Below are 17,271 nucleotides of genomic sequence, written 5' to 3'. Positions count from 1 at the left end.
CCCAGAGAGCATTCAGAGAGCCCCAACCCGTATGAAAGCGGCAGAGAACCTGGGGCGCTTCATCCTACCGCTACGACCCCTACGGCCAACCACGCGACTACTTCCGCTGGAGCGACGAGGCCAAAGCCAACATCCTCATGTATGCCGGACTGCCCCGCGACTTCTCCACCGGCCTCATCCGCATGGGAGCGCGTTGGTACGACCCGTCGATCGCACGCTTCACCACCGCCGACCCGAGCGGTCAAGAACAAAACCCCTACCTCTACGCAGCAGCCAACCCCATCAGCAACGTTGACGTCACAGGGCTGAGCTGGTTGTCAGCGATCGCTGGCGGAGCGGCGGGAACTGTCGCTGGCGGATTCATTAGAGGTGCGTGCGGAGCCTCTATCGCATGCGGCGTGGGGGCAACAGGTGGTGCAGCGGCAGGGGCCTATGGTATGACGCTGTTGGCGGGTGGATCTCAAACGGACGCAGCCCAGGCGGCTGTTGGTGCTGCTGCAGGTATCTGGCTAGGTCCAATTGCAGAAAAGGCAGGAAGACAATGGATGAATTTCCGACCGTAGCCGAGCGCACAACGGTGCCTATCGACAGGATGATCTCTCTGGCTGTACTTTTCGGCGTGGGAGTCCAAGGCATGGCGATCCTTGGCCTTGTTCTTAATGGAGGGGTCAGGGAAGCAATTCCGTCCGCATTGGCGGCAGGGTTTCCTCTATGGCAAGCTAGCCGCCGATTGAGGCGACCTCCTTTTCTTCAAGGTGATTTGGCGCAGGAGATCGATTGCACGAAACACTATCAGAAGAGGTTTGCCGTCCTCTCTTTGATCATCATCGCTATAATGACTGGGATAGGTATCTCGAACTTTCACCCGAGTTCGGTCAACCAGGTATTGGAAGTTGTTTTGATTACCTACTCGCTGTTTCTGATCAATGTCTCCCTCGGGCATGAATCGGCGATCAACCGCCGGGCAGGCTTTGCAGGCCCCTAGATGCTTAGGATGTTGGTGAAGGGCCTCGACGCCGCGAGGGAGCTGGTGGAGTAGAAGGACCGGCTTGTGCCGATAACTAGGTCGGTAGTGGATCATGCCAAGGGCTCGGCTGGGTTTGCTTGGTCAAGCCCTTGGCGTGGGTCCCCCCTTGGCTGATGATCGGCACGTCGAGCTGGAGGCCATCGGGCGGCCGGGCCGAAGTTGTCTAATTCCCTTCGTAGGTCCACCACGGACCCGCCCCGAATCTGGGACCTGCAGCCTTGACGCCTGCCGCGGCGCCGGGTGGGATGGCTGCATGGGCGACGAACTGTACGAACACGAGACCACCCAGACCCTGACCCGCGAGCAGGCAGCCGAACAGCTGCGCCGGATCGCCGACGACCTGTCGCGCCACAACGAGGTGCGTGTCCTGCATGGTGATCGGGAGGTCTCGATCCCGGTGGCCAAGCAGGTGGAGCTCGAGGTCGAGCTCGAGGTGGAGCAGGGCAAGAACGAGTTGGAGATCACTCTGAGCTGGTGATGCCCAGCAATTCCTCCAGCACCTGGCCGACGCCGGACTCGTCGTGGCCGGGGGCCCGGCGGAAGCCGGCCTGCACCAGCAGGGGGTGGGCATCGGCCATGGCATAGCCGTGACCGACCGCGTGCAGCATGGCCAGGTCATTGGGCATGTCCCCGAAGGCCACCGCGTCGGCCAGCGGCACGCCGAGCTCCTCGGCCACCAGTTGCAGGGTGTGTGCCTTGGTGACGCCCAGGGCGGAGACCTCCAGCAGGCCGATGGGGCCGCCGATGGACCACGTGCAGGTGAGCCGATCAGTGCACAGCTCCAACAACATCTCGGCCAGCTCGTCGCTGCTGTGGACGGTCGAGCTGACCAAGAGCTTCACGAAGGGCCGGGTGACCAGCAGCTCCAAGGGACCCACCAGGTCGGCCTCGACGCGATCCCCGCGCAGCGGGCAACCGGGCTCCCGGCCCCAGCCGATGCCGTACTCGACGCCGAAGTGGATGTCCTCGCAGCGTCGGCGCATGGCAAGTGCGACGTCCAGGCATTCGTCGGCCGGCACCGGATAGCTGTGCACGATCCGATCCTCGGCCAGGTCATAGACCACGGCACCATTGCTCGCCAGCACCCAGGGGTGGGCAGGCCGTACGGGATCCAGACACTGCAGCCAGCGCGCGGGTCGCCCGGTGGCGACCACGACGGGAACGGCTCGTTCGGCGGCGTGCAGCACGGCCCGGACATTGCGCTGGCTGGGATGTCCGTTAGTGGACAAGAAGGTCCCGTCCAGATCGGTGGCCACCAAGGAGGGCAACATCACAACCTCCGGTTGGGGGTGGGGCTGCCGGCCTCTCCCGAGGCGCTGCCCGAGGGCATGGGGGATTCCATCGACGGGCTGTCCGACGGTCTGGTCGGTTCACCCGAGCCGCTCTGGCTCGGCGACGGAGAGCCGCTCGAGGGCGTGGGCGAACCGCTGTCCTGACTGGGGCTGGCCGACTGGCTGGCGGAAGGACTCTGCGACTGGCTCGGGGGAGGCGTCTGCGACTGGCTCGGCGGCGGCGACTGCGAGGAGTCCGACGGCGGCGGCGTGGTCGGGATGGGCGGAGGCGGTGGCGCCGGCGGCTGGTTCTGGAAGAGCAGCACGGCGATCAACAGGGCCAGGGCCGACAGGAGGATGGTGAGCAGCCAGCTCACCGCGATCGACATCCAGCCGGCGCGGTCTGGGCGGCCCGGCCACGGCAGGGGCCAGGCGCGCGTGGGCGCCGGGGCACTGTCGTCGATCCAGTGGAGTCGGTAGTCGGGGCCCGCCGGGTCACCTAGCGGTGTGGCGGTGGACAGGTCGACGCTGCGCAGCAGGCGTTCCGCTTCGGCGAGGGCTGCCGGGCTGCCGTCGTGGGCGAGCGCCACCCATGGGGCCTGCGGCATGCCGTCCGGGCTGGCGGGGTGGTCGTCTTGGGCGACGAAGCGGTGGCCCAGGCGTCCCTGGTCTTGCCCCTGGCCGCCCCGGGCCACGACGGTGTCGATGTGTAGCTTGTTGACCTCGCCGGCCAGCCGTTCGCGGGAGGCCGCGTCGGCGGCCGCGCCCTGGGCCAGCATCAGCAGCATCACCTGCCGCTGTTGCCCCTTGGCGTCGAGTCCGTGGGCCAGGTAGGTGACACCAGGCGGTCCTGCCACCAGGCGGGCATCCAGCCAGAAGGGACCCACCCGCGGCGGATCTGAGGGCAGCAGGGGAGCGGCGTACTGCCCTTGCGGGGGCCTGGCTGAGCTGGACATCGGGACCATCTCACCACATTGCCCAAGACTCGGCATGGTTCGACAGTCGGCACGGTTCAACTCTCGCCGTCTCAACCGTCGGGCTCGCCGCGGCACGCGTTGCGCCGGTTGGTCCGACGGAACTGTCTTGGGTGCGAGGTATCGTGACTGGCAGCCCGAATCTCGCAGCACAGCCAGGAGACATTCACGTGAGCAGCACCCCGGAGTCCGCGCCCGTGCCACCCGCGTCGACGCCGCACGAGAGCACGCCGACCACCATCAAGGAAGCTGCCAGCCTGCTGGGGGAGGCCATCGCGCAGGTGCAGCGCGTGATCGTCGGGCAGGAACACATGGTGGAACAGCTGATGGTGGGCCTGCTCGCCAAGGGCCACATCTTGCTGGAGGGCGTGCCCGGTGTCGCCAAGACCCTCGCCGTGCGCTCCTTCGCGACGGTGGTGGGCGGCGAGTTCGCGCGTGTGCAGTTCACGCCAGACCTGGTTCCCTCCGACATCGTCGGTACCCGCATCTACTCGGCCTCGAAGGAGAGCTTCGACATCGAGCTCGGCCCGGTCTTCGTGAACTTCGTGCTGGCCGACGAGATCAACCGTGCGCCCGCCAAGGTGCAGTCGGCCATGCTCGAGCTGATGGCCGAGAAGCAGGTCTCCATCGGCGGCGTCACCTACCCGGCGCCCAAGCCCTTCATCGTGATCGCCACCCAGAACCCGGTGGAGTCCGAGGGCGTCTACCCGCTGCCCGAGGCACAGCGTGACCGCTTCCTGCTCAAGGTGGACGTGCCCTACCCGCGCGGCAACGAGGAATTCGAGATCCTGCGCCGGATGTCGGTGACCCCACCGGAGCCGGTCAACATCCTGGACCCCCAGAAGGTGTTGGCCCTGCAGGAGATGGCCAGCAATGTCTTCGTGCACAACCTGGTCGCCGAGTACATCGTGCGGCTGGTGCTGGCCACCCGCACCCCCGCGGAATTCGGGATGCCAGACCTGACCAGTGTCATCCAGATCGGCTGTTCCCCGCGCGCCACGTTGGGGCTGGTCTCGGCCGCTCGGGCACTGGCCCTGATCCACGGCCGCGACTACGTGCTTCCCACCGACGTGCAGGCCGTGGCGCCCGACGTGATGGCCCACCGCCTGGTGCTCGGCTTCGACGCGGTGGCCGACAACATTTCCACGAGCCAGGTGGTTGAGCGCATCCTGGCCATGGTGCCGCCACCCACCCCGGTGTGGAATGAGCAGACCCGCCAGCAGCAGCACGAACAACACTCGGTGCGGCCCGAGCCAAGTGCCGAGGCGCCAGCCCCGCAGCCGGCCCCGGAGGCGCCGGATTTCCCGCCCCCGCAGCCCCAGTCCCAGCCGCCGCAGGGCTCCCAGGGCGCGCAGCCCCAGCCGCCGGCCAATCCGTACGATCCGCAGCAGAACTGATCCATGACCCAGCCGCCCTCCTTCGCCCCGCCCGGCGTGCCGGCCGGGTACTCGCCCGACGTCGGCGCTGCGCGCAGCGTGCTGACGCCGCCGGCGGGCGCGACCCTGCCCCTGAACCGGCTGGCGCCGGAGCAGGCGTTGCGTCGGCTCGAGCTGACCATCGTGCGACGGTTGGAGGGCTTCCTGCACGGTGACCACACGGGACTGCTGCCCGGCCCCGGCGCCGACGCCCACGATGCCCGGGTCTACCAACCCGGCCAGGACGACGTGCGCAAGATGGACTGGGCTGTCACCGCTCGCACCACCGTCCCGCATGTGCGCGACACCATCGCCGATCGAGAACTCGAGGTGTGGGCGCTGCTCGACGTCACTCCCAGCATGAACTGGGGCACCGAGGGCATCACCAAGCGAGACCTCGGCATCGCCGCAATCGCCACCATCGGCTTCCTCAGCCAGAAGATGGGCGACCGCTTCGGCGGAATGATCATGCGCCAGGACCAGGTGAAGCGGTTGCCGGCCAGCAGCGGGCGCACAGCGCTCTACGGGCTGCTGCGCAAGATGCTCGACGAACCGATCGTCCCCGACCGGGCGCCCGGCGACATGACTCTGGCCAAGGGCATCGAGCAGTTGGTGCGAACCCAGCGACGTCGTGGGATGCGTGTGGTGGTCAGTGACTTCCTCACCCCCGGTGATTCGGAACTCGATCCGAATGTGGAGCCCGACTGGGAGCGTGCGCTGCGTCGGTTGGCGGTGCGCAACCAGGTGCTGTGCATCGAGGTGGTCGACAGCCACGAGGTGGAATTCCCCGACGTGGGCGAGATGTTGATCAAGGACCCCGAGAGCGACTTCGCACGCTATGTGAACACCTCCGATCCCGCGGCCCGGGCCCGGATGGATGCCGCCTCGGCGGCGCAACGGGAACGGATCCGGATCGCCCTGCGGCGGGCCGGCGTCGGGCACATCCAGCTGCGCACCGACCGTGACTGGGTGCAGGACATCGCCCGCTTCGTGCTGGCCTACCGCCGCACCGCCTCGATGCTGCACCAGCCTCCGCAGGGGGTGAGCCGATGACCCCGGACCTGTTGCTGGCGCTGCCGGAGTTCAAGAGCCCGGAGCGGTTGTGGTCGCTGCTGGTGCTGCCGTTGCTGGTGATCGCCTATCTGCTGGCCCTGCGCCTGAAGGGGCGCACCGGCATCCGCTACACCAACACTGGCGTGCTGGGCGCAGTGCTGCCGCGCCAGTCGCAGTGGCGTCGGCACGTGGCGGTCGCCATGAGCCTGTGTGCGCTGGTCTCCCTGGCCCTGGCCTGGGCCCGGCCGATGGGCATCGAGCGGGTGCCGCGTGAACGGGCCACCGTCGTGGTGGTGATCGACTCCTCGCAGTCGATGCAGGCCACCGACGTGAAGCCCAACCGGCTCGACGCCGCCAAGCAGGCGGCCAAGGACTTCATCGCCACGCTGCCGGAGGGCTTCAACGTCTCGATCGTCGCGTTGAGCGGCAACCCGTCGGTGCGGATGCCACCCAGCATCGACCGTGCCGCCACGATGCGCGCCATCGAGGGAATCGAGTTGCAGGACGGCACCGCCATCGGCGATGCGATCACCATCAGCCTGAAGGCCATCGAGCAGGCCCCCAAGGGCGACGACGAGAAGCCGGCCCCCGGTCTGGTGGTGATGCTCAGCGACGGCACCAGCACGACTGGCACCGATCCGATGTCTGCGGCGGCCACGGCCCGAACGGCCAAGGTTCCGGTGCACACCATCGCCTACGGCAAGTCCACGGGCTACGTGGACCTGGACGGCAAGCGCGAGCGCGTGCCCCCGGATTCCGCCGCGCTGAAGAAGGTCGCCCAGATGACCGGCGGTGAGTCCTGGGGCGCGGATTCGGCCGACGAACTGAAGGATGTCTACAAGGACGTGAAGAGCCAGGTGGGTTACGAGGAAGTGCGCAAGGAACGCACCGCCCAGTACGCCCTCTACGCACTGGCCTTCGCGACGGTCGCCGCGCTCGGCGCGGTGTCGATGGCTGCGAGGTGGCCGTGATGCTGGTGATGATGCTCACCGAGTTCATGCGTCCGGAACGGTTGTGGTTCCTGCTGCTGGTCCCCGCCATCGGATTGCTCTACCTGCTGCTCAACGGCCGCTTCCGTCCCACGCCGGGGCGTCGGCGTACCCGGCTCGACCTGGTGATCCCCAAGGATGCTGCTTGGAAGCGGCACGGCGCGGTGGCGCTGGCACTGGCCTCCCTGGCCTCATTGGTGGTGGCCTGGGCCATGCCGAAGGCCTACACCCATGTGCCCAGGGACCGCGCGACAGTGGTGATCGCCGTCGACGTGTCACGCTCGATGGTGGCCACCGACGTCAAGCCCAACCGGCTGGCTGCCGCCCAGGCCGCCGCCCAAGCCTTCACACGTCAGCTGCCCGAACGCTTCAACGTCTCGCTGGTGAGTTTCGCCGCCACCGCACAGATCGTCGTGCCGCCCACCACCGACCGCGGCGCGGTGGACCGGGCCATCCAGAACCTGGAGGTCGCTCCGTCGACCGCCATCGGTGAGGGCATCTACACCTCGCTCGACTCGCTCAAGCTGGTGCCGCCGGACAAGGACCGTCCCAAGGAGACAGCGCCGGCGGCCATCGTCCTGCTCTCCGACGGGGCCACCAACATCGGGCGTTCGTCGCTGGTGGCCGCCGAGCAGTCCAAGAAGCAGCAGGTGCCGGTCTATTCCATCGCCTACGGCACTGCCACGGGCTTCGTGGTGGAGAGTGGGCAGCGCCAGCCGGTGCCGGTCAACCATGCCGAGCTGGCCGCGGTGGCCCGCAATTCGGGTGGCAAGAAGTTCGCTGCGGCCAGCAAGGACGAGTTGGAGGCGGTCTACAAGACCATTGCCCAGTCGGTGGGCTACGAGAAGGTCTACACCGAGGTCACCGACAAGTACGCGGGTCTGGCGCTGTTGTTCGCCATCCTCGCCTCGCTGGGAGTGATCTCGCTGGGTGCTCGCTGGCCCTGATGTGGTTGAGTCATTCCATGGCGATCACGAACAGTCCCGAGGATCGGTCCGCGCTGGGCGCACGGCTCCAGGCGGTTGAGCAGCGGCTGGCTGCCGCCTGCGCCGCGGCGGGGCGTGACCGCAGCGAGGTCCGTCTGCTCCCGGTGAGCAAGACCCATCCCATCGAATTGGTGCGCGAGGCCGCGGCGCACGGCCACCGCCTCTTCGGTGAGAACAAGGTGCAGGAACTGCAGCGCAAATGTGCCGAGCGGGACGAGGACGACGACTTCGGATTCTCGATGATCGGCCACCTGCAGACCAACAAGGCCAAGGTGGTCGCCGAGCTGGCCGACGAGTTCCAGGCGCTCGACTCACTGCGCATCGCCGAGGCGCTCGATCGCAGGCTGCAGCCCTTGGGGCGACGTCTGCCGGTGCTGATCCAGGTGAACACCTCCGGGGAACCGCAGAAGCATGGCGTGGCTCCCGATGAGGTCATGGGCCTGGCCCGCCAGCTGGCGGCCTGTGACGCCCTGGACGTGCGCGGGCTGATGACGGTGGCGATCAAGGCCGACCAGCAGCAGGTGGGCGCCTGTTTCGACCGACTGGTGCAGCTGCAGCGCGAGCTGCGCGACGCACTGGCGCTCGGGTCGTCGTGGAGCGAGCTGAGCATGGGCATGTCGGGCGACCTGGAGCTGGCCATCGCCCACGGCTCCACCTGCGTTCGCGTGGGCACTGCCATCTTCGGCGCCCGCGACTACGGCACGGCCGACTGAGCCCTCGACAAGCTCGGGCGGCGGGATCGGCCCTCGACAGGCTCGGGCGGCGGGATGGGCCCTCGACAGGCTCGGGCGGCCCCCCAAAAAACCGTTCCCCGAGCTGGTCCCAACCCGTTCCCCGAGCCTGTCGAGGGGGCCTCAGACCAGGTTCTCGACGGTGAGCCGGGGCACCTCGTCGGCCGGGGTGAAGCCGAAGAGCTGGCTGAAGAAGCTCAACTGGGCCTCCACTACCGCGCGACGGGTGGCCTGCTTGCGGAAGCCGTGCCCTTCGCCCTCGAACATCAACAGGGCAAGGGGAAGCTGCTTGGCCCGCACCGCCTCGGCCATCGCCTCGGCCTGGCTGGGCGGCACCACCTTGTCGTCGAGGCCCTGCAGGATGAGCATCGGGCTGGAGAGCCGCTCGACATGGTGGATGGGGGAGCGCTCCTCGTAGCGGGCCTTCTGCTCGGGCCAGGGCCCCACCAGGCCGAAGGGATAGCGAGCCTCGAACTTGTGGGTGTCGGTGACCAGCGTCTCAAGGTCACCGATGCCGTAGCGGCTGATGCCCGCCGCGAAGACGTCGGAGCTGACCAGGGCCTGAAGGGTGGTGTAGCCACCCGCCGAGCCGCCCTGGATCGCCACGCGTCGCGGATCGGCCAGGCCCCGCTCGATCACGGCCCGGACCGCACCGACCGCGTCGTCGACGTCGGCCACGCCCCAGTTTTCCCGCAGCCGGTCGCGGTATTCGCGGCCGAAGCCCGCCGAGCCGGAGTAGTTCACGTCGAGCACCCCGAAACCGCGCGAGGTCCAGAACTGGAAGTCGCTGCGGTAGACGCCCGGGGCCATCGCGGTGGGGCCGCCGTGGGTGTTGACGATCACCGGCGGCAGCTCCCCGACCGTGGGTTCGTGGTGGGCATTGGTGGGCGGGTAGTACCAGGCCTGGGTCTGCCCGTGGCCCGCGTCGAACCAGATCGATTCGGGCACCGAGACGAAACCGGGGTCGGGTTGCTCGTCGCTGGCTTCACGGATGCTGGTGAGCTGGGCCCCGTCCAGCCGCAGGATCTGGGCGTGCCGATCGGCGTGGTCGACGTTGAGCACGATTCCTGCCGCACCGGCCGCGATCGTGTCGACGTCGGCGAAGGTCTGTGACAGGAAGTCGTGCTCCCCATCGAGCGAGACCCGCAGCACCCGGGCGCGTGCGTCCTGGTAGCAGAACATCACCAGGTGCCCGTCGTCGGTCACGGCGTACATGTCATTTCCCTGCACCCACAGGGGACGACAGAAGTCGGCCGCCAGGCTCACCAGCTGACGACGCTCGCCATCGGCCAGCAGCCAGGGATTCCAGTAGCCGGTCTCGTCGCTCAGGTGCACGAGCTGGTCACCCACCCAGCGCGGATGGACCACGCTGGTTCGGTCTCCACCGGCCACCAGCCGCGCGTCCTCGACGCCGGTTTCGGTGAGATTGCCCACCATCAGCCTGGTCTCGTCCCACGGCATGTTGGGGTGGTCCCACTCCACCCAGGCCAGCCGGCCGGTGGAGGACAGTTCGGGGTGGGCATAGAAGTCGGCGCCTTCGGCCAGCACCAGCCCCCCGTCGGCATTGTCATCGTCCAACCGCAGCGCGACGAGGGTGTTCACCGGCTCACCGTCGGCGCGATGATCCTCACGGACCGCGAGCACCAGACGGCGCACCGCATCCACCCGCAGGCCGCCGAAGCGTACCGTGCGATCTCCGTCGGTGATGGCCCGGCTGGTGCCGTCGACGGTGACGTGGACGGCACCATCGTCGTCATTGCACCAGGCGACCACGCCGGCCTGGGCGTGCCAGGTGCCCCCGCCATATTCCTGTACCCGCGAGCGAACGGTGGCAGGCGCGGGGGTGATCTCCTCCTGCTCCCCCCGGCGCAGCCGCACCAGCGTCGTGCGTCCGTCCTCCTGCGGGCGGCTCTCCAACCAGTAGATGTCCTGCCCGTCGACGCCGACGGACTGCAGGCCGACGCCGGAGGCCAACATGGCGTCGATCGTGATGGGCGAGGGCCAGCTGCCACAGGGCAGGGGAGTGCGCGTCGTCATGTTCCCGACCCTACCCAGCCACCCGGGTGGTGCGAGCCAGCACCGGAGGGAGTCTGGAAGTTCGTCGCCGCCTGGGGCAGAATCGAGGCGACGTCACGGACCTCCACACGCCCGAGTCTGCAGGGGAAGGCACGACTGGGGCCTTGGCAGGAGGAATGTGATGCGTGGCAGTACCCGTGGGCTGTTGATGGTCCACTCGACACCGTCGGCGCTGTGCCCCCACATCGAATGGGCGGTCGGCGGTGTCCTTGGCGTGCCCGTCGAGCTGGCGTGGAAGGCCCAGCCCGCGCTGCCCGGTCAGCTCAGGTGTGAACTGGCCTGGAGCGGCCCCGAGGGCACCGGCGCGAGGCTGGCCAGTGCCTTCCGTGCCTGGCAGCGCATCCGCTTCGAGGTCACCGAGCAGCCCGGCAGCGACGGCGAGGGCCACCGCTGGAGTTGCACGCCGCGGCTGGGGATCTTCCACGCGAGCACCAATCTGCACGGCGACGTGATGGTGCCCGAGGAGCGCATCAGGGCCGCGATGGCTCGCGCCGCCACGGATGGCAGCCCGCTGGCCGATGAACTGGAACTGCTGTTGGGGCGCGCGTGGGACGAGGAGCTGGAGACCTTTCGTCACGCCGGGGAGGGCGACTCGGTTCGGTGGATGGACCGGGCCGTCTGAGCCGCCCTCCCGGAGCGGGAGCCGTCAGCGGCTCTGGTGCTGATTGGTCACGGCGATGGCCACGTTGTGACCGCCGAAACCGAAGGAGTTGTTCAAGGCGGCCAGGTCGCCCTCGGGCAGTTCACGCTGGGTGGTGGCAATCTCCACCGGCAGGCCCGGCTCGAGCTCCTCGATGTTGATGGTGGCCGGCACGGTGCGGGTGTTGAGCGTCATCGCCGTGGCGAAGGTCTCGATCGCGCCGGCGCCGCCCAGCAGGTGACCGGTCATCGACTTGGTGGAGGTCACGATCACGTCGTCGGCGGCATCGCCCAGGGCGGTGCGGATCGAATTGGCCTCGGTCACGTCGCCCTTCGGCGTGGAGGTGCCGTGGGCATTGACGTGCTTGATGTCACCGGGCTGCAGGCCGGCCTCCTTGAGCGCGCGGGTCATGGCGGCGGCCTGACCTCGGCCCGAGGGATCGGGCTCGACGATGTCGTGGTTGTCGGCGCTGATGCCGGCGCCAGCCAGGGTGGCGTAGATCTTGGCGCCACGGGCCTGGGCGTGTTCCAGGCTCTCCAGCACCATGCAGACCGCGCCCTCACCCATCACGAAGCCGTTGCGGCCCGTGTCCCAGGGCCGCGAGGCGGTCTCGGGGGAATCATTGCGGCGGCTGAGGGCCTGCATCTGCGCAAAGGCATTGATCGGCAGCGGGTGGATGACTGCCTCGGTGCCGCCGGCCATCACGATGTCGGCGCGTCCCAGGCGGATCATGTCGATGGCCAGGCTGATGGCCTCGTTCGACGAGGCACAGGCGCTCACCGGCGTGTGGATGCCGGCGCGGGCGTTGATCTTGAGGCCAAGGTTGGCCGCCGGGGCATTGCTGATGAGCATCGGGATGGTGAAGGGGCTGACGCGACGCAGGCCCTTCTCCTTCTGGATGTCCCACTGGTCCAGCAGCGAGTTCAGGCCGCCGATGCCGCTGGCGACGCTGACACCGACGCGGTCCTCGTCGAGCCCCTCGTTCTGCTCGCCGAAGACGAAACCGGCGTCCTCCCAGGCCTCCTTGCCGGAGACCAGAGCCATCTGGGTGGAACGGTCCAGGCGGCGGGCCGCCACCCGATCCAGGTGGCTGGCAGGGTCACCGGCGGCCTGCGCGGCGAAGGTGACGGGCAGCTCGGCCGCCCAGTCCTGGGTGAGGGTGTGGGCTCCGCTGACGCCGTCGAGCATCGCCTGCCAGGTGCTCGGGGCGGATTCGCCCAGCGGGGTGTAGGCGCCAAAACCGGTGATGACAACGGTGGTCATGGATTCTCCAAGTGTGGTGGGTGAAGTTCAGGGGTGAGGCAACCGGGCCGGACACGACGGGGCAGTGCCCGCACGTCGCGCCCGGCCGGTCAGTGTGGGCTCAGGCCTGGGCGCGCTCGACGAAAGCGACGGCGTCACCGACGGTCTTGAGGTTCTTGGCGTCCTCGTCGGGGATGGACACGCCGAACTTCTCCTCGCAGGCGTAGATGATCTCGACCATCGACAGCGAGTCGACGTCCAGGTCATCGGTGAAGGACTTGTCCAGCTGGACGTCCTCGACGGCCACGCCGGCCACGTCGTTGACGATCTCGGCAAGGTCGGTACGGATCTCTTCGGTGCTGGCCATGATGGCCTCCTGTTTCTGTGTTGTGGTGCTGGCGAGGCCGCCGGGATGGCGTGCCTCGTGATCAGGGAAGGGTGACGACCTGCCCGGCAAAGGCCAGACCGGCGCCGAAGCCGATCAGCAGCGCGGTCTGGCCGCTGGTGGCCTCACCGGACTGCAGGATCGCGTCGAGTGCCAGCGGCACGGAGGCCGCCGACGAATTGCCCATCTGGATGATGTCGCGGCTCACCACGACGTCCTTGGGCAGCTTGAGGTGGCGCAGCATCGAGTCGGTGATGCGGTTGTTCGCCTGGTGGGGGATGAAGACGTCCAGGTCCTCGGGGGCAAGGCCGGCGGCCTCCAGGGTCTCGCGAGCCCGGTCCGCGATGAAGGTGGTGGCCCACCGGAAAACCTTGGTGCCCTCCATGGTGATGTGGGGATGGTCCTGCCCCTCGGGCAGGTTGCGCCAGCTCTGGATGGTGAGCACCTCGGCCTGGCTGGGGTCGGAGCCCCAGACCACGGGGCCGATGGCCGGCTCCTCGGACGGCCCGACCACGACTGCGCCGGCCCCGTCGCTGAAGAGGAAGGCGGTGCCGCGATCGTGGGCGTCGAGCGTGTCGGTGAGCTTCTCGACGCCGACCACCAGGACATGTCCCGCGGCGCCGGTGCGGATGAGGGAATCGGCCAGGCCCAGGCCGTAGCAGAAGCCGGCGCAGGCAGCAGAGATGTCGAACATCGCGGGGCCGGTACAGCCCAGGTCCTGGGCGACATAGGAGGCCAGGGAAGGCATCTGCTGCGAATTGCTGACGGTGGCCAGGATGATCGTGTCGATGTCCGCGGCGCTCAGCCCGGCCCGTTCGATGGCCTGACGACACGCCGCGACGGCCATGCTGCGCACCGTCTCGTCCTCGGTGGCCCAGTGGCGCTGGCTGATGCCGGTGCGCTGCTGGATCCACTCGTCGCTGGAGTCGATCATGGTGCACATCTCGGCGTTGTCCACCACCCGGGAGCCGCGGTAGGCGCCGGTGGAGAGCAGACGTGCGTAGGGGGCGCCGGTGCGGACACTGATCTGGGCCATGTCAGGCTCCCATCGCGCTGCCGGCGTGCTCCTGGACGAAGGCGCGCGCCTCGTCGAGCTGGTCCGGGGTGTTGAGGTTGAACAGTGCCACGCCCTTCAGGTTGCGCTTGGCGATGCCGGTCAGCGTGCCCGCGGGGGTGAGCTCCAGCAGTCCGGTGATGCCCTGCTCGCGCATGGTCTCCATGCACAGGTCCCAGCGCACCGGGTTGGCCACCTGGCTGATCAGCCGTTCCAGGTAGTCGGCGCCATCGCTGACGACCTGCCCGTCGCGATTGCTGAGCAGCGCCACGGCGGGGTTGCTCGGGGTGACGCCCTCGGCGGTCTCGCGCAGGTGGGCCACGGCAGGCTCCATGTGCACGGTGTGGAAGGCCCCCGCGACGCTGAGCGGGAAGAGTCGGGTGCGCTTGGGTGCTGCCTCGGCGAAGGCCTCCAGCTGCTCCACGGTGCCGGCAGCGACGATCTGGCCGGAGCCGTTGTTGTTGGCCGGGGTCAGTCCGGCTTCCTCGAGGGCGGCGAGCACTTCGTCGCGGTCACCACCGATGACGGCGGTCATCGAGGTGGGGCGCAGGGCCGAGGCCTCGGCCATGGCGCGGCCTCGTTCCCGAACCAGGGTCATGGCATCGTCGTCGGTGAGGGAGCCCGCGATGGCTGCGGCGGCCAGTTCGCCGACGCTGTGGCCGGCGACCACGCCGACGCGGCTGTCGGCGCCGGCCTCGCCCAGGAGCTCGCTGGCCGTGGCGATCGCGGAGGCGACCAGCAGGGGCTGGGCCACGGCGGTGTCACGGATGGTCTCCGCATCGGAGGTGGTGCCGTGGGTAGCAAGGTCCAGCTGGCCCACCTCACCCAGCCGGGCAAGATGCGCGGCGAAGCCGGGGAGCTCGAGCCACGGGGCGAGGAAACCGGGAGTCTGGGCGCCTTGACCTGGCGCAACGATTGCAAGCACGAGTCCACTCTCGCTCGTCGGACCTGTCGAAGGTGCTGACGACGCCACGAAATGTAGGCCGTCGATTTTGTGGGGTTCCTACAGTCGGCGTGGGAATCCCCCGCGAGCGACGGGGCCCGCGTTGTGGGAGACGGTGAATACCACGCGTGGAAGTAGGGGGTGAGGGAGGGCTCAGCGTTGGCTGAGGGCCAGCCGTCCCAGGGTGATGGACAACCGCAACACGTAGGCGTCGCGCGCATCCATCGGGGAGTAACCGGTGACGTCCTGGATCCGCTTGATCCGGTAGCGCACCGTGTTGGCGTGCACGAACAGGTCGCGGGCCGTGGCCTCCACCGAGCAGCCGTGGTCGAGGAAGCTGACGCAGGTCTCCAGCAGGTCACCACCCGCCTCGCGCAAGGGGTCGAAGACCTCGCGGGCCAGTGCCCGGCGGGCATGACCGTCGCCGGCCAGCACCCGCTCGGGCAGCAGCTCGGCGGCCGGCAGGGCTCGGCCACCCTCGGGCCAGGCATCGGAGGCCCGCAGGCCACTGGTGGCAGCCCGGGCCGAATGGGGCGCCTCCACCAAGTCGTCCACCAGGGGACCGATGACCACGTGGCCGTCGCCGAAGAACTCACTGAGTTCCTCGATCACGGCGATGGCCGCGGAATCGTCGGTGACACTGGGGCCACTGGCCACCAGCACCAGGCGGTCGCCCTGGATTGCGGCGAGCACGTCGAGTTCCAGCTTGCGGGCGTGGCGCCGCAGCCGCGCGATCGCGTCGTCACCCTCCTCGTGCACACGGCCCACCGCGACGAAGACCTTGCTTCCGGAATTCCACCCCAAGGTGGAGGCGCGCGAGACCATGGACTCGTCGGCCTCGGCGCGGACGATGGCGTCGACCACCAGGGCCTCCATTCGGGCATCCCAGGCCCCGCGGACCTCGGCTGCCCGGGCATAGACCTCGGCTGCGGCAAAGGCGACCTCGCGCGAGTAGTGCACGATCGCGGTCTGCAGCACCATCCGGTCCTCGGGCGGGGCAAGGTGTTGCACCTGTTCCTCCACGACCATGATGGTGGTGCGCATCAGGTCGACGGTCTGGTGGAGCGTGATGTTGCGGGTCAGGGCGCGTGGGGCGGCGGCGAAGACATTGGCGGGGTCGAAGGCCACCTCTGGGTCGTCGGCCATCCACTGCACGAAGCCGTCGATGCCGCCGCGCGCCACGACGGTGATCCAGGAACGGTGCTCGGCGTCGAGTTCCCCGAACCAGGGGTGCCGTTCGTCCATGGCGTCGAGCGTGGCGGTGGTCATCCTGGCCGTCGTGGCGGACAGGCGTTGCACGAGCTGGCGGCGTTCCTCGTCGTCAGGAACCAGTGCCCGCCCGGTCCCCGGGGCCGGTGCGTCCTCCGCGGCGACGTGCGCACTCATGCGAACCACCTTTCCTGTGTCGGCCGACCCGGCTGTGTCAGCAGAGCCTAGTCTGGCAGCTGTGAACGATGCACCCGACCTCCCCGACGGCCCGGGCCCGGTGGAATGCCTGCGTGAGATCGCCTTCTGGCTGGAGCGCGGCCGGGCCAGCAGTCATCGGGTGCAGGCCTACCGACGCGCAGCAGACGCCCTGGCCGCCCTCGACGCCCGGGAGCTGGCCTTGTTGCGCGAGGCCGACCAGTGGGAGGCCCTGCCGGGGGTGGGGCTCAGCATCGCATCGGTGATTCGCGAGGCATTGTCCGGTCAGGTTCCCGAACGGCTTGGCCGACTGCGTGCCGAGGGGGCCGAGCCGCTGGCGGTCTCGTCCCTGCGCCCCTCCCTGCGGGGCGACCTGCACTGTCACACCACTTGGTCGGATGGCGGATCGCCGCTTGCGGAGATGGTGGAGACCGCTCACCGCCTGGGGCATGACTACCTCGCCATCACCGACCACTCGCCCCGACTGTGGGTGGCCAATGGCCTCAGCGAAGAGCGCCTGCGCAGTCAGTGGCAGGAGATTGCTCGGGTGCAGCAGCACTCACCGGTGCGGATCCTGCGGGGGATCGAGGTGGACATCCTGGACGATGGACGCCTCGACCAGCGCGACGAGGTGTTGGGTGCGCTGGACGTCGTGGTCGCCTCGGTGCACTCGCGGTTGCGGGGCGGCCGTGAGGAGATGACGGCCCGAATGGTCGCGGCGGTGGCTAACCGGCACACCACCGTGCTGGGACACTGCACCGGGCGCCTCGTGGAGGGGGCGCGCGGCACTCGGCCGCCATCGGACTTCGATGCCGAGGTGGTCTTCGAGGCCTGCCGACAGTTTGGCGTGGCGGTGGAGATCAACTCCCGCCCCGAACGTCAGGACCCGCCCGACGAGCTCTTGCAGTTGGCACATCAGATGGGCTGCCTGTTCAGCATCGACACCGACGCACACGCACCCGGTCAGCTGGACTTCCTGCAGCTGGGGTGTGCTCGGGCCGAGGCCGTGGGCATCGACGCGGAACGCATCATCAACACCTGGCCGGTGGAGCGGCTGCTGGAGCACGCCGCGCGCTGAGTT

Annotated in this window: 17 protein-coding genes and 1 pseudogene; 10 read left to right on the top strand and 8 right to left on the bottom strand. The window is 68.6% G+C overall.

The window, feature by feature from the left end; genetic code table 11:
* Positions 1 to 83 precede the first annotated feature (83 nt).
* The 3 genes and pseudogenes from ACOAMO_RS12810 to ACOAMO_RS12800 form a co-directional block, all read left to right on the top strand.
* A pseudogene (locus ACOAMO_RS12810) lies at positions 84 to 563 on the top strand (RHS repeat-associated core domain-containing protein); the annotation flags it as partial.
* Positions 542 to 985 carry a hypothetical protein gene (locus ACOAMO_RS12805; protein ID WP_420175141.1) on the top strand — a complete coding sequence of 148 codons (444 nt, stop codon included), beginning with the start codon at positions 542 to 544 and terminating at the stop codon, positions 983 to 985. The pseudogene ACOAMO_RS12810 and the gene ACOAMO_RS12805, both read left to right, overlap by 22 nt.
* Before the next feature lie 295 nt (positions 986 to 1,280).
* The gene (locus tag ACOAMO_RS12800) at positions 1,281 to 1,505 is read left to right on the top strand and encodes an amphi-Trp domain-containing protein (protein ID WP_420175140.1); all 225 of its coding nucleotides are present in this window, start codon (positions 1,281 to 1,283) and stop codon (positions 1,503 to 1,505) included.
* On the opposite strand, the gene ACOAMO_RS12795 is transcribed toward ACOAMO_RS12800, so the two are convergent.
* Together ACOAMO_RS12795 and ACOAMO_RS12790 are read right to left on the bottom strand one after the other, a co-directional pair.
* A complete protein-coding gene (locus tag ACOAMO_RS12795; RefSeq protein ID WP_420175139.1) occupies positions 1,489 to 2,298 on the bottom strand; it encodes an HAD family hydrolase in 810 nt (269 codons plus the stop codon). The genes ACOAMO_RS12800 and ACOAMO_RS12795 overlap by 17 nt on opposite strands.
* A complete protein-coding gene (locus ACOAMO_RS12790) occupies positions 2,298 to 3,254 on the bottom strand; it encodes a hypothetical protein (protein ID WP_420175138.1) in 957 nt (318 codons plus the stop codon). Before ACOAMO_RS12790 ends, ACOAMO_RS12795 begins: the two co-directional genes overlap by 1 nt.
* A 215-nt stretch (positions 3,255 to 3,469) precedes the next feature.
* On the opposite strand from ACOAMO_RS12790, the gene ACOAMO_RS12785 reads away from it, so the two are divergent.
* The 5 genes from ACOAMO_RS12785 to ACOAMO_RS12765 are packed head-to-tail and all read left to right on the top strand — an operon-like array spanning position 3,470 to position 8,428.
* Entirely contained in the window at positions 3,470 to 4,669 is a 1,200-nt protein-coding gene (locus ACOAMO_RS12785) for an AAA family ATPase (protein ID WP_420177042.1), read from the top strand.
* 3 nt (positions 4,670 to 4,672) lie between these two features.
* Positions 4,673 to 5,740 (top strand): DUF58 domain-containing protein, encoded by a 1,068-nt coding sequence (locus ACOAMO_RS12780; RefSeq protein WP_420175137.1) that lies wholly within the window; start codon positions 4,673 to 4,675, stop codon positions 5,738 to 5,740.
* On the top strand, positions 5,737 to 6,711 hold the full coding sequence (locus ACOAMO_RS12775; RefSeq protein ID WP_420175136.1) for a VWA domain-containing protein: 975 nt from the start codon (positions 5,737 to 5,739) through the stop codon (positions 6,709 to 6,711). Before ACOAMO_RS12780 ends, ACOAMO_RS12775 begins: the two co-directional genes overlap by 4 nt.
* Positions 6,711 to 7,676 (top strand): VWA domain-containing protein, encoded by a 966-nt coding sequence (locus ACOAMO_RS12770; RefSeq protein WP_420177041.1) that lies wholly within the window; start codon positions 6,711 to 6,713, stop codon positions 7,674 to 7,676. The genes ACOAMO_RS12775 and ACOAMO_RS12770 overlap by 1 nt, the downstream gene beginning before the upstream one ends.
* Positions 7,677 to 7,693: 17 nt before the next feature.
* Entirely contained in the window at positions 7,694 to 8,428 is a 735-nt protein-coding gene (locus tag ACOAMO_RS12765; RefSeq protein ID WP_420175135.1) for a YggS family pyridoxal phosphate-dependent enzyme, read from the top strand.
* 141 nt (positions 8,429 to 8,569) lie between these two features.
* Here ACOAMO_RS12765 and ACOAMO_RS12760 read toward each other — a convergent pair whose 3' ends face one another.
* Positions 8,570 to 10,483 carry an alpha/beta hydrolase family protein gene (locus ACOAMO_RS12760; protein WP_420175134.1) on the bottom strand — a complete coding sequence of 638 codons (1,914 nt, stop codon included), beginning with the start codon at positions 10,481 to 10,483 and terminating at the stop codon, positions 8,570 to 8,572.
* A 160-nt stretch (positions 10,484 to 10,643) separates the two neighbouring features.
* On the opposite strand from ACOAMO_RS12760, the gene ACOAMO_RS12755 reads away from it, so the two are divergent.
* Positions 10,644 to 11,144 carry a DUF3145 domain-containing protein gene (locus ACOAMO_RS12755; protein WP_420175133.1) on the top strand — a complete coding sequence of 167 codons (501 nt, stop codon included), beginning with the start codon at positions 10,644 to 10,646 and terminating at the stop codon, positions 11,142 to 11,144.
* A 24-nt stretch (positions 11,145 to 11,168) separates the two neighbouring features.
* On the opposite strand, the gene ACOAMO_RS12750 is transcribed toward ACOAMO_RS12755, so the two are convergent.
* The 5 genes from ACOAMO_RS12750 to ACOAMO_RS12730 all read right to left on the bottom strand — a co-directional run bounded on the left by ACOAMO_RS12750 (position 11,169) and on the right by ACOAMO_RS12730 (position 16,055).
* Positions 11,169 to 12,425 carry a beta-ketoacyl-[acyl-carrier-protein] synthase family protein gene (locus tag ACOAMO_RS12750; protein ID WP_420175132.1) on the bottom strand — a complete coding sequence of 419 codons (1,257 nt, stop codon included), beginning with the start codon at positions 12,423 to 12,425 and terminating at the stop codon, positions 11,169 to 11,171.
* A 100-nt stretch (positions 12,426 to 12,525) separates the two neighbouring features.
* Positions 12,526 to 12,774 carry an acyl carrier protein gene (locus ACOAMO_RS12745; RefSeq protein ID WP_420177040.1) on the bottom strand — a complete coding sequence of 83 codons (249 nt, stop codon included), beginning with the start codon at positions 12,772 to 12,774 and terminating at the stop codon, positions 12,526 to 12,528.
* 58 nt (positions 12,775 to 12,832) lie between these two features.
* The gene (locus tag ACOAMO_RS12740; protein ID WP_420175131.1) at positions 12,833 to 13,825 is read right to left on the bottom strand and encodes a beta-ketoacyl-ACP synthase III; all 993 of its coding nucleotides are present in this window, start codon (positions 13,823 to 13,825) and stop codon (positions 12,833 to 12,835) included.
* Position 13,826: 1 nt separating this feature from the next.
* A complete protein-coding gene (locus ACOAMO_RS12735) occupies positions 13,827 to 14,768 on the bottom strand; it encodes an ACP S-malonyltransferase (protein ID WP_420175130.1) in 942 nt (313 codons plus the stop codon).
* A gap of 171 nt (positions 14,769 to 14,939) precedes the next feature.
* Positions 14,940 to 16,055 carry a PucR family transcriptional regulator gene (locus ACOAMO_RS12730; RefSeq protein ID WP_420177039.1) on the bottom strand — a complete coding sequence of 372 codons (1,116 nt, stop codon included), beginning with the start codon at positions 16,053 to 16,055 and terminating at the stop codon, positions 14,940 to 14,942.
* A gap of 178 nt (positions 16,056 to 16,233) precedes the next feature.
* Between ACOAMO_RS12730 and ACOAMO_RS12725 the strand changes: the two genes are divergently transcribed.
* The gene (locus ACOAMO_RS12725) at positions 16,234 to 17,268 is read left to right on the top strand and encodes a PHP domain-containing protein (protein ID WP_420175129.1); all 1,035 of its coding nucleotides are present in this window, start codon (positions 16,234 to 16,236) and stop codon (positions 17,266 to 17,268) included.
* The last annotated feature ends 3 nt before the right edge of the window (positions 17,269 to 17,271 follow it).

Origin of the sequence: Luteococcus struthionis (assembly GCF_048595755.1) — a bacterium.
Lineage (GTDB): Bacteria > Actinomycetota > Actinomycetes > Propionibacteriales > Propionibacteriaceae > Luteococcus.
This window is presented reverse-complemented; position numbering and strand designations above follow the sequence as displayed.

What these genes read in the sequence shown, in the direction of transcription:
- ACOAMO_RS12805 (WP_420175141.1), top strand. Translation starts at nt 542, where the DNA reads ATGGATGAATTTCCGACCGTAGCCGAGCGCACAACGGTGCCTATCGAC.
- ACOAMO_RS12800 (WP_420175140.1), top strand. Translation starts at nt 1,281, where the DNA reads ATGGGCGACGAACTGTACGAACACGAGACCACCCAGACCCTGACCCGC.
- ACOAMO_RS12795 (WP_420175139.1), bottom strand. Translation starts at nt 2,298, where the DNA reads ATGTTGCCCTCCTTGGTGGCCACCGATCTGGACGGGACCTTCTTGTCC.
- ACOAMO_RS12790 (WP_420175138.1), bottom strand. Translation starts at nt 3,254, where the DNA reads ATGTCCAGCTCAGCCAGGCCCCCGCAAGGGCAGTACGCCGCTCCCCTG.
- ACOAMO_RS12780 (WP_420175137.1), top strand. Translation starts at nt 4,673, where the DNA reads ATGACCCAGCCGCCCTCCTTCGCCCCGCCCGGCGTGCCGGCCGGGTAC.
- ACOAMO_RS12775 (WP_420175136.1), top strand. Translation starts at nt 5,737, where the DNA reads ATGACCCCGGACCTGTTGCTGGCGCTGCCGGAGTTCAAGAGCCCGGAG.
- ACOAMO_RS12770 (WP_420177041.1), top strand. Translation starts at nt 6,711, where the DNA reads ATGCTGGTGATGATGCTCACCGAGTTCATGCGTCCGGAACGGTTGTGG.
- ACOAMO_RS12765 (WP_420175135.1), top strand. Translation starts at nt 7,694, where the DNA reads ATGGCGATCACGAACAGTCCCGAGGATCGGTCCGCGCTGGGCGCACGG.
- ACOAMO_RS12760 (WP_420175134.1), bottom strand. Translation starts at nt 10,483, where the DNA reads ATGACGACGCGCACTCCCCTGCCCTGTGGCAGCTGGCCCTCGCCCATC.
- ACOAMO_RS12755 (WP_420175133.1), top strand. Translation starts at nt 10,644, where the DNA reads ATGCGTGGCAGTACCCGTGGGCTGTTGATGGTCCACTCGACACCGTCG.
- ACOAMO_RS12750 (WP_420175132.1), bottom strand. Translation starts at nt 12,425, where the DNA reads ATGACCACCGTTGTCATCACCGGTTTTGGCGCCTACACCCCGCTGGGC.
- ACOAMO_RS12740 (WP_420175131.1), bottom strand. Translation starts at nt 13,825, where the DNA reads ATGGCCCAGATCAGTGTCCGCACCGGCGCCCCCTACGCACGTCTGCTC.
- ACOAMO_RS12730 (WP_420177039.1), bottom strand. Translation starts at nt 16,055, where the DNA reads ATGACCACCGCCACGCTCGACGCCATGGACGAACGGCACCCCTGGTTC.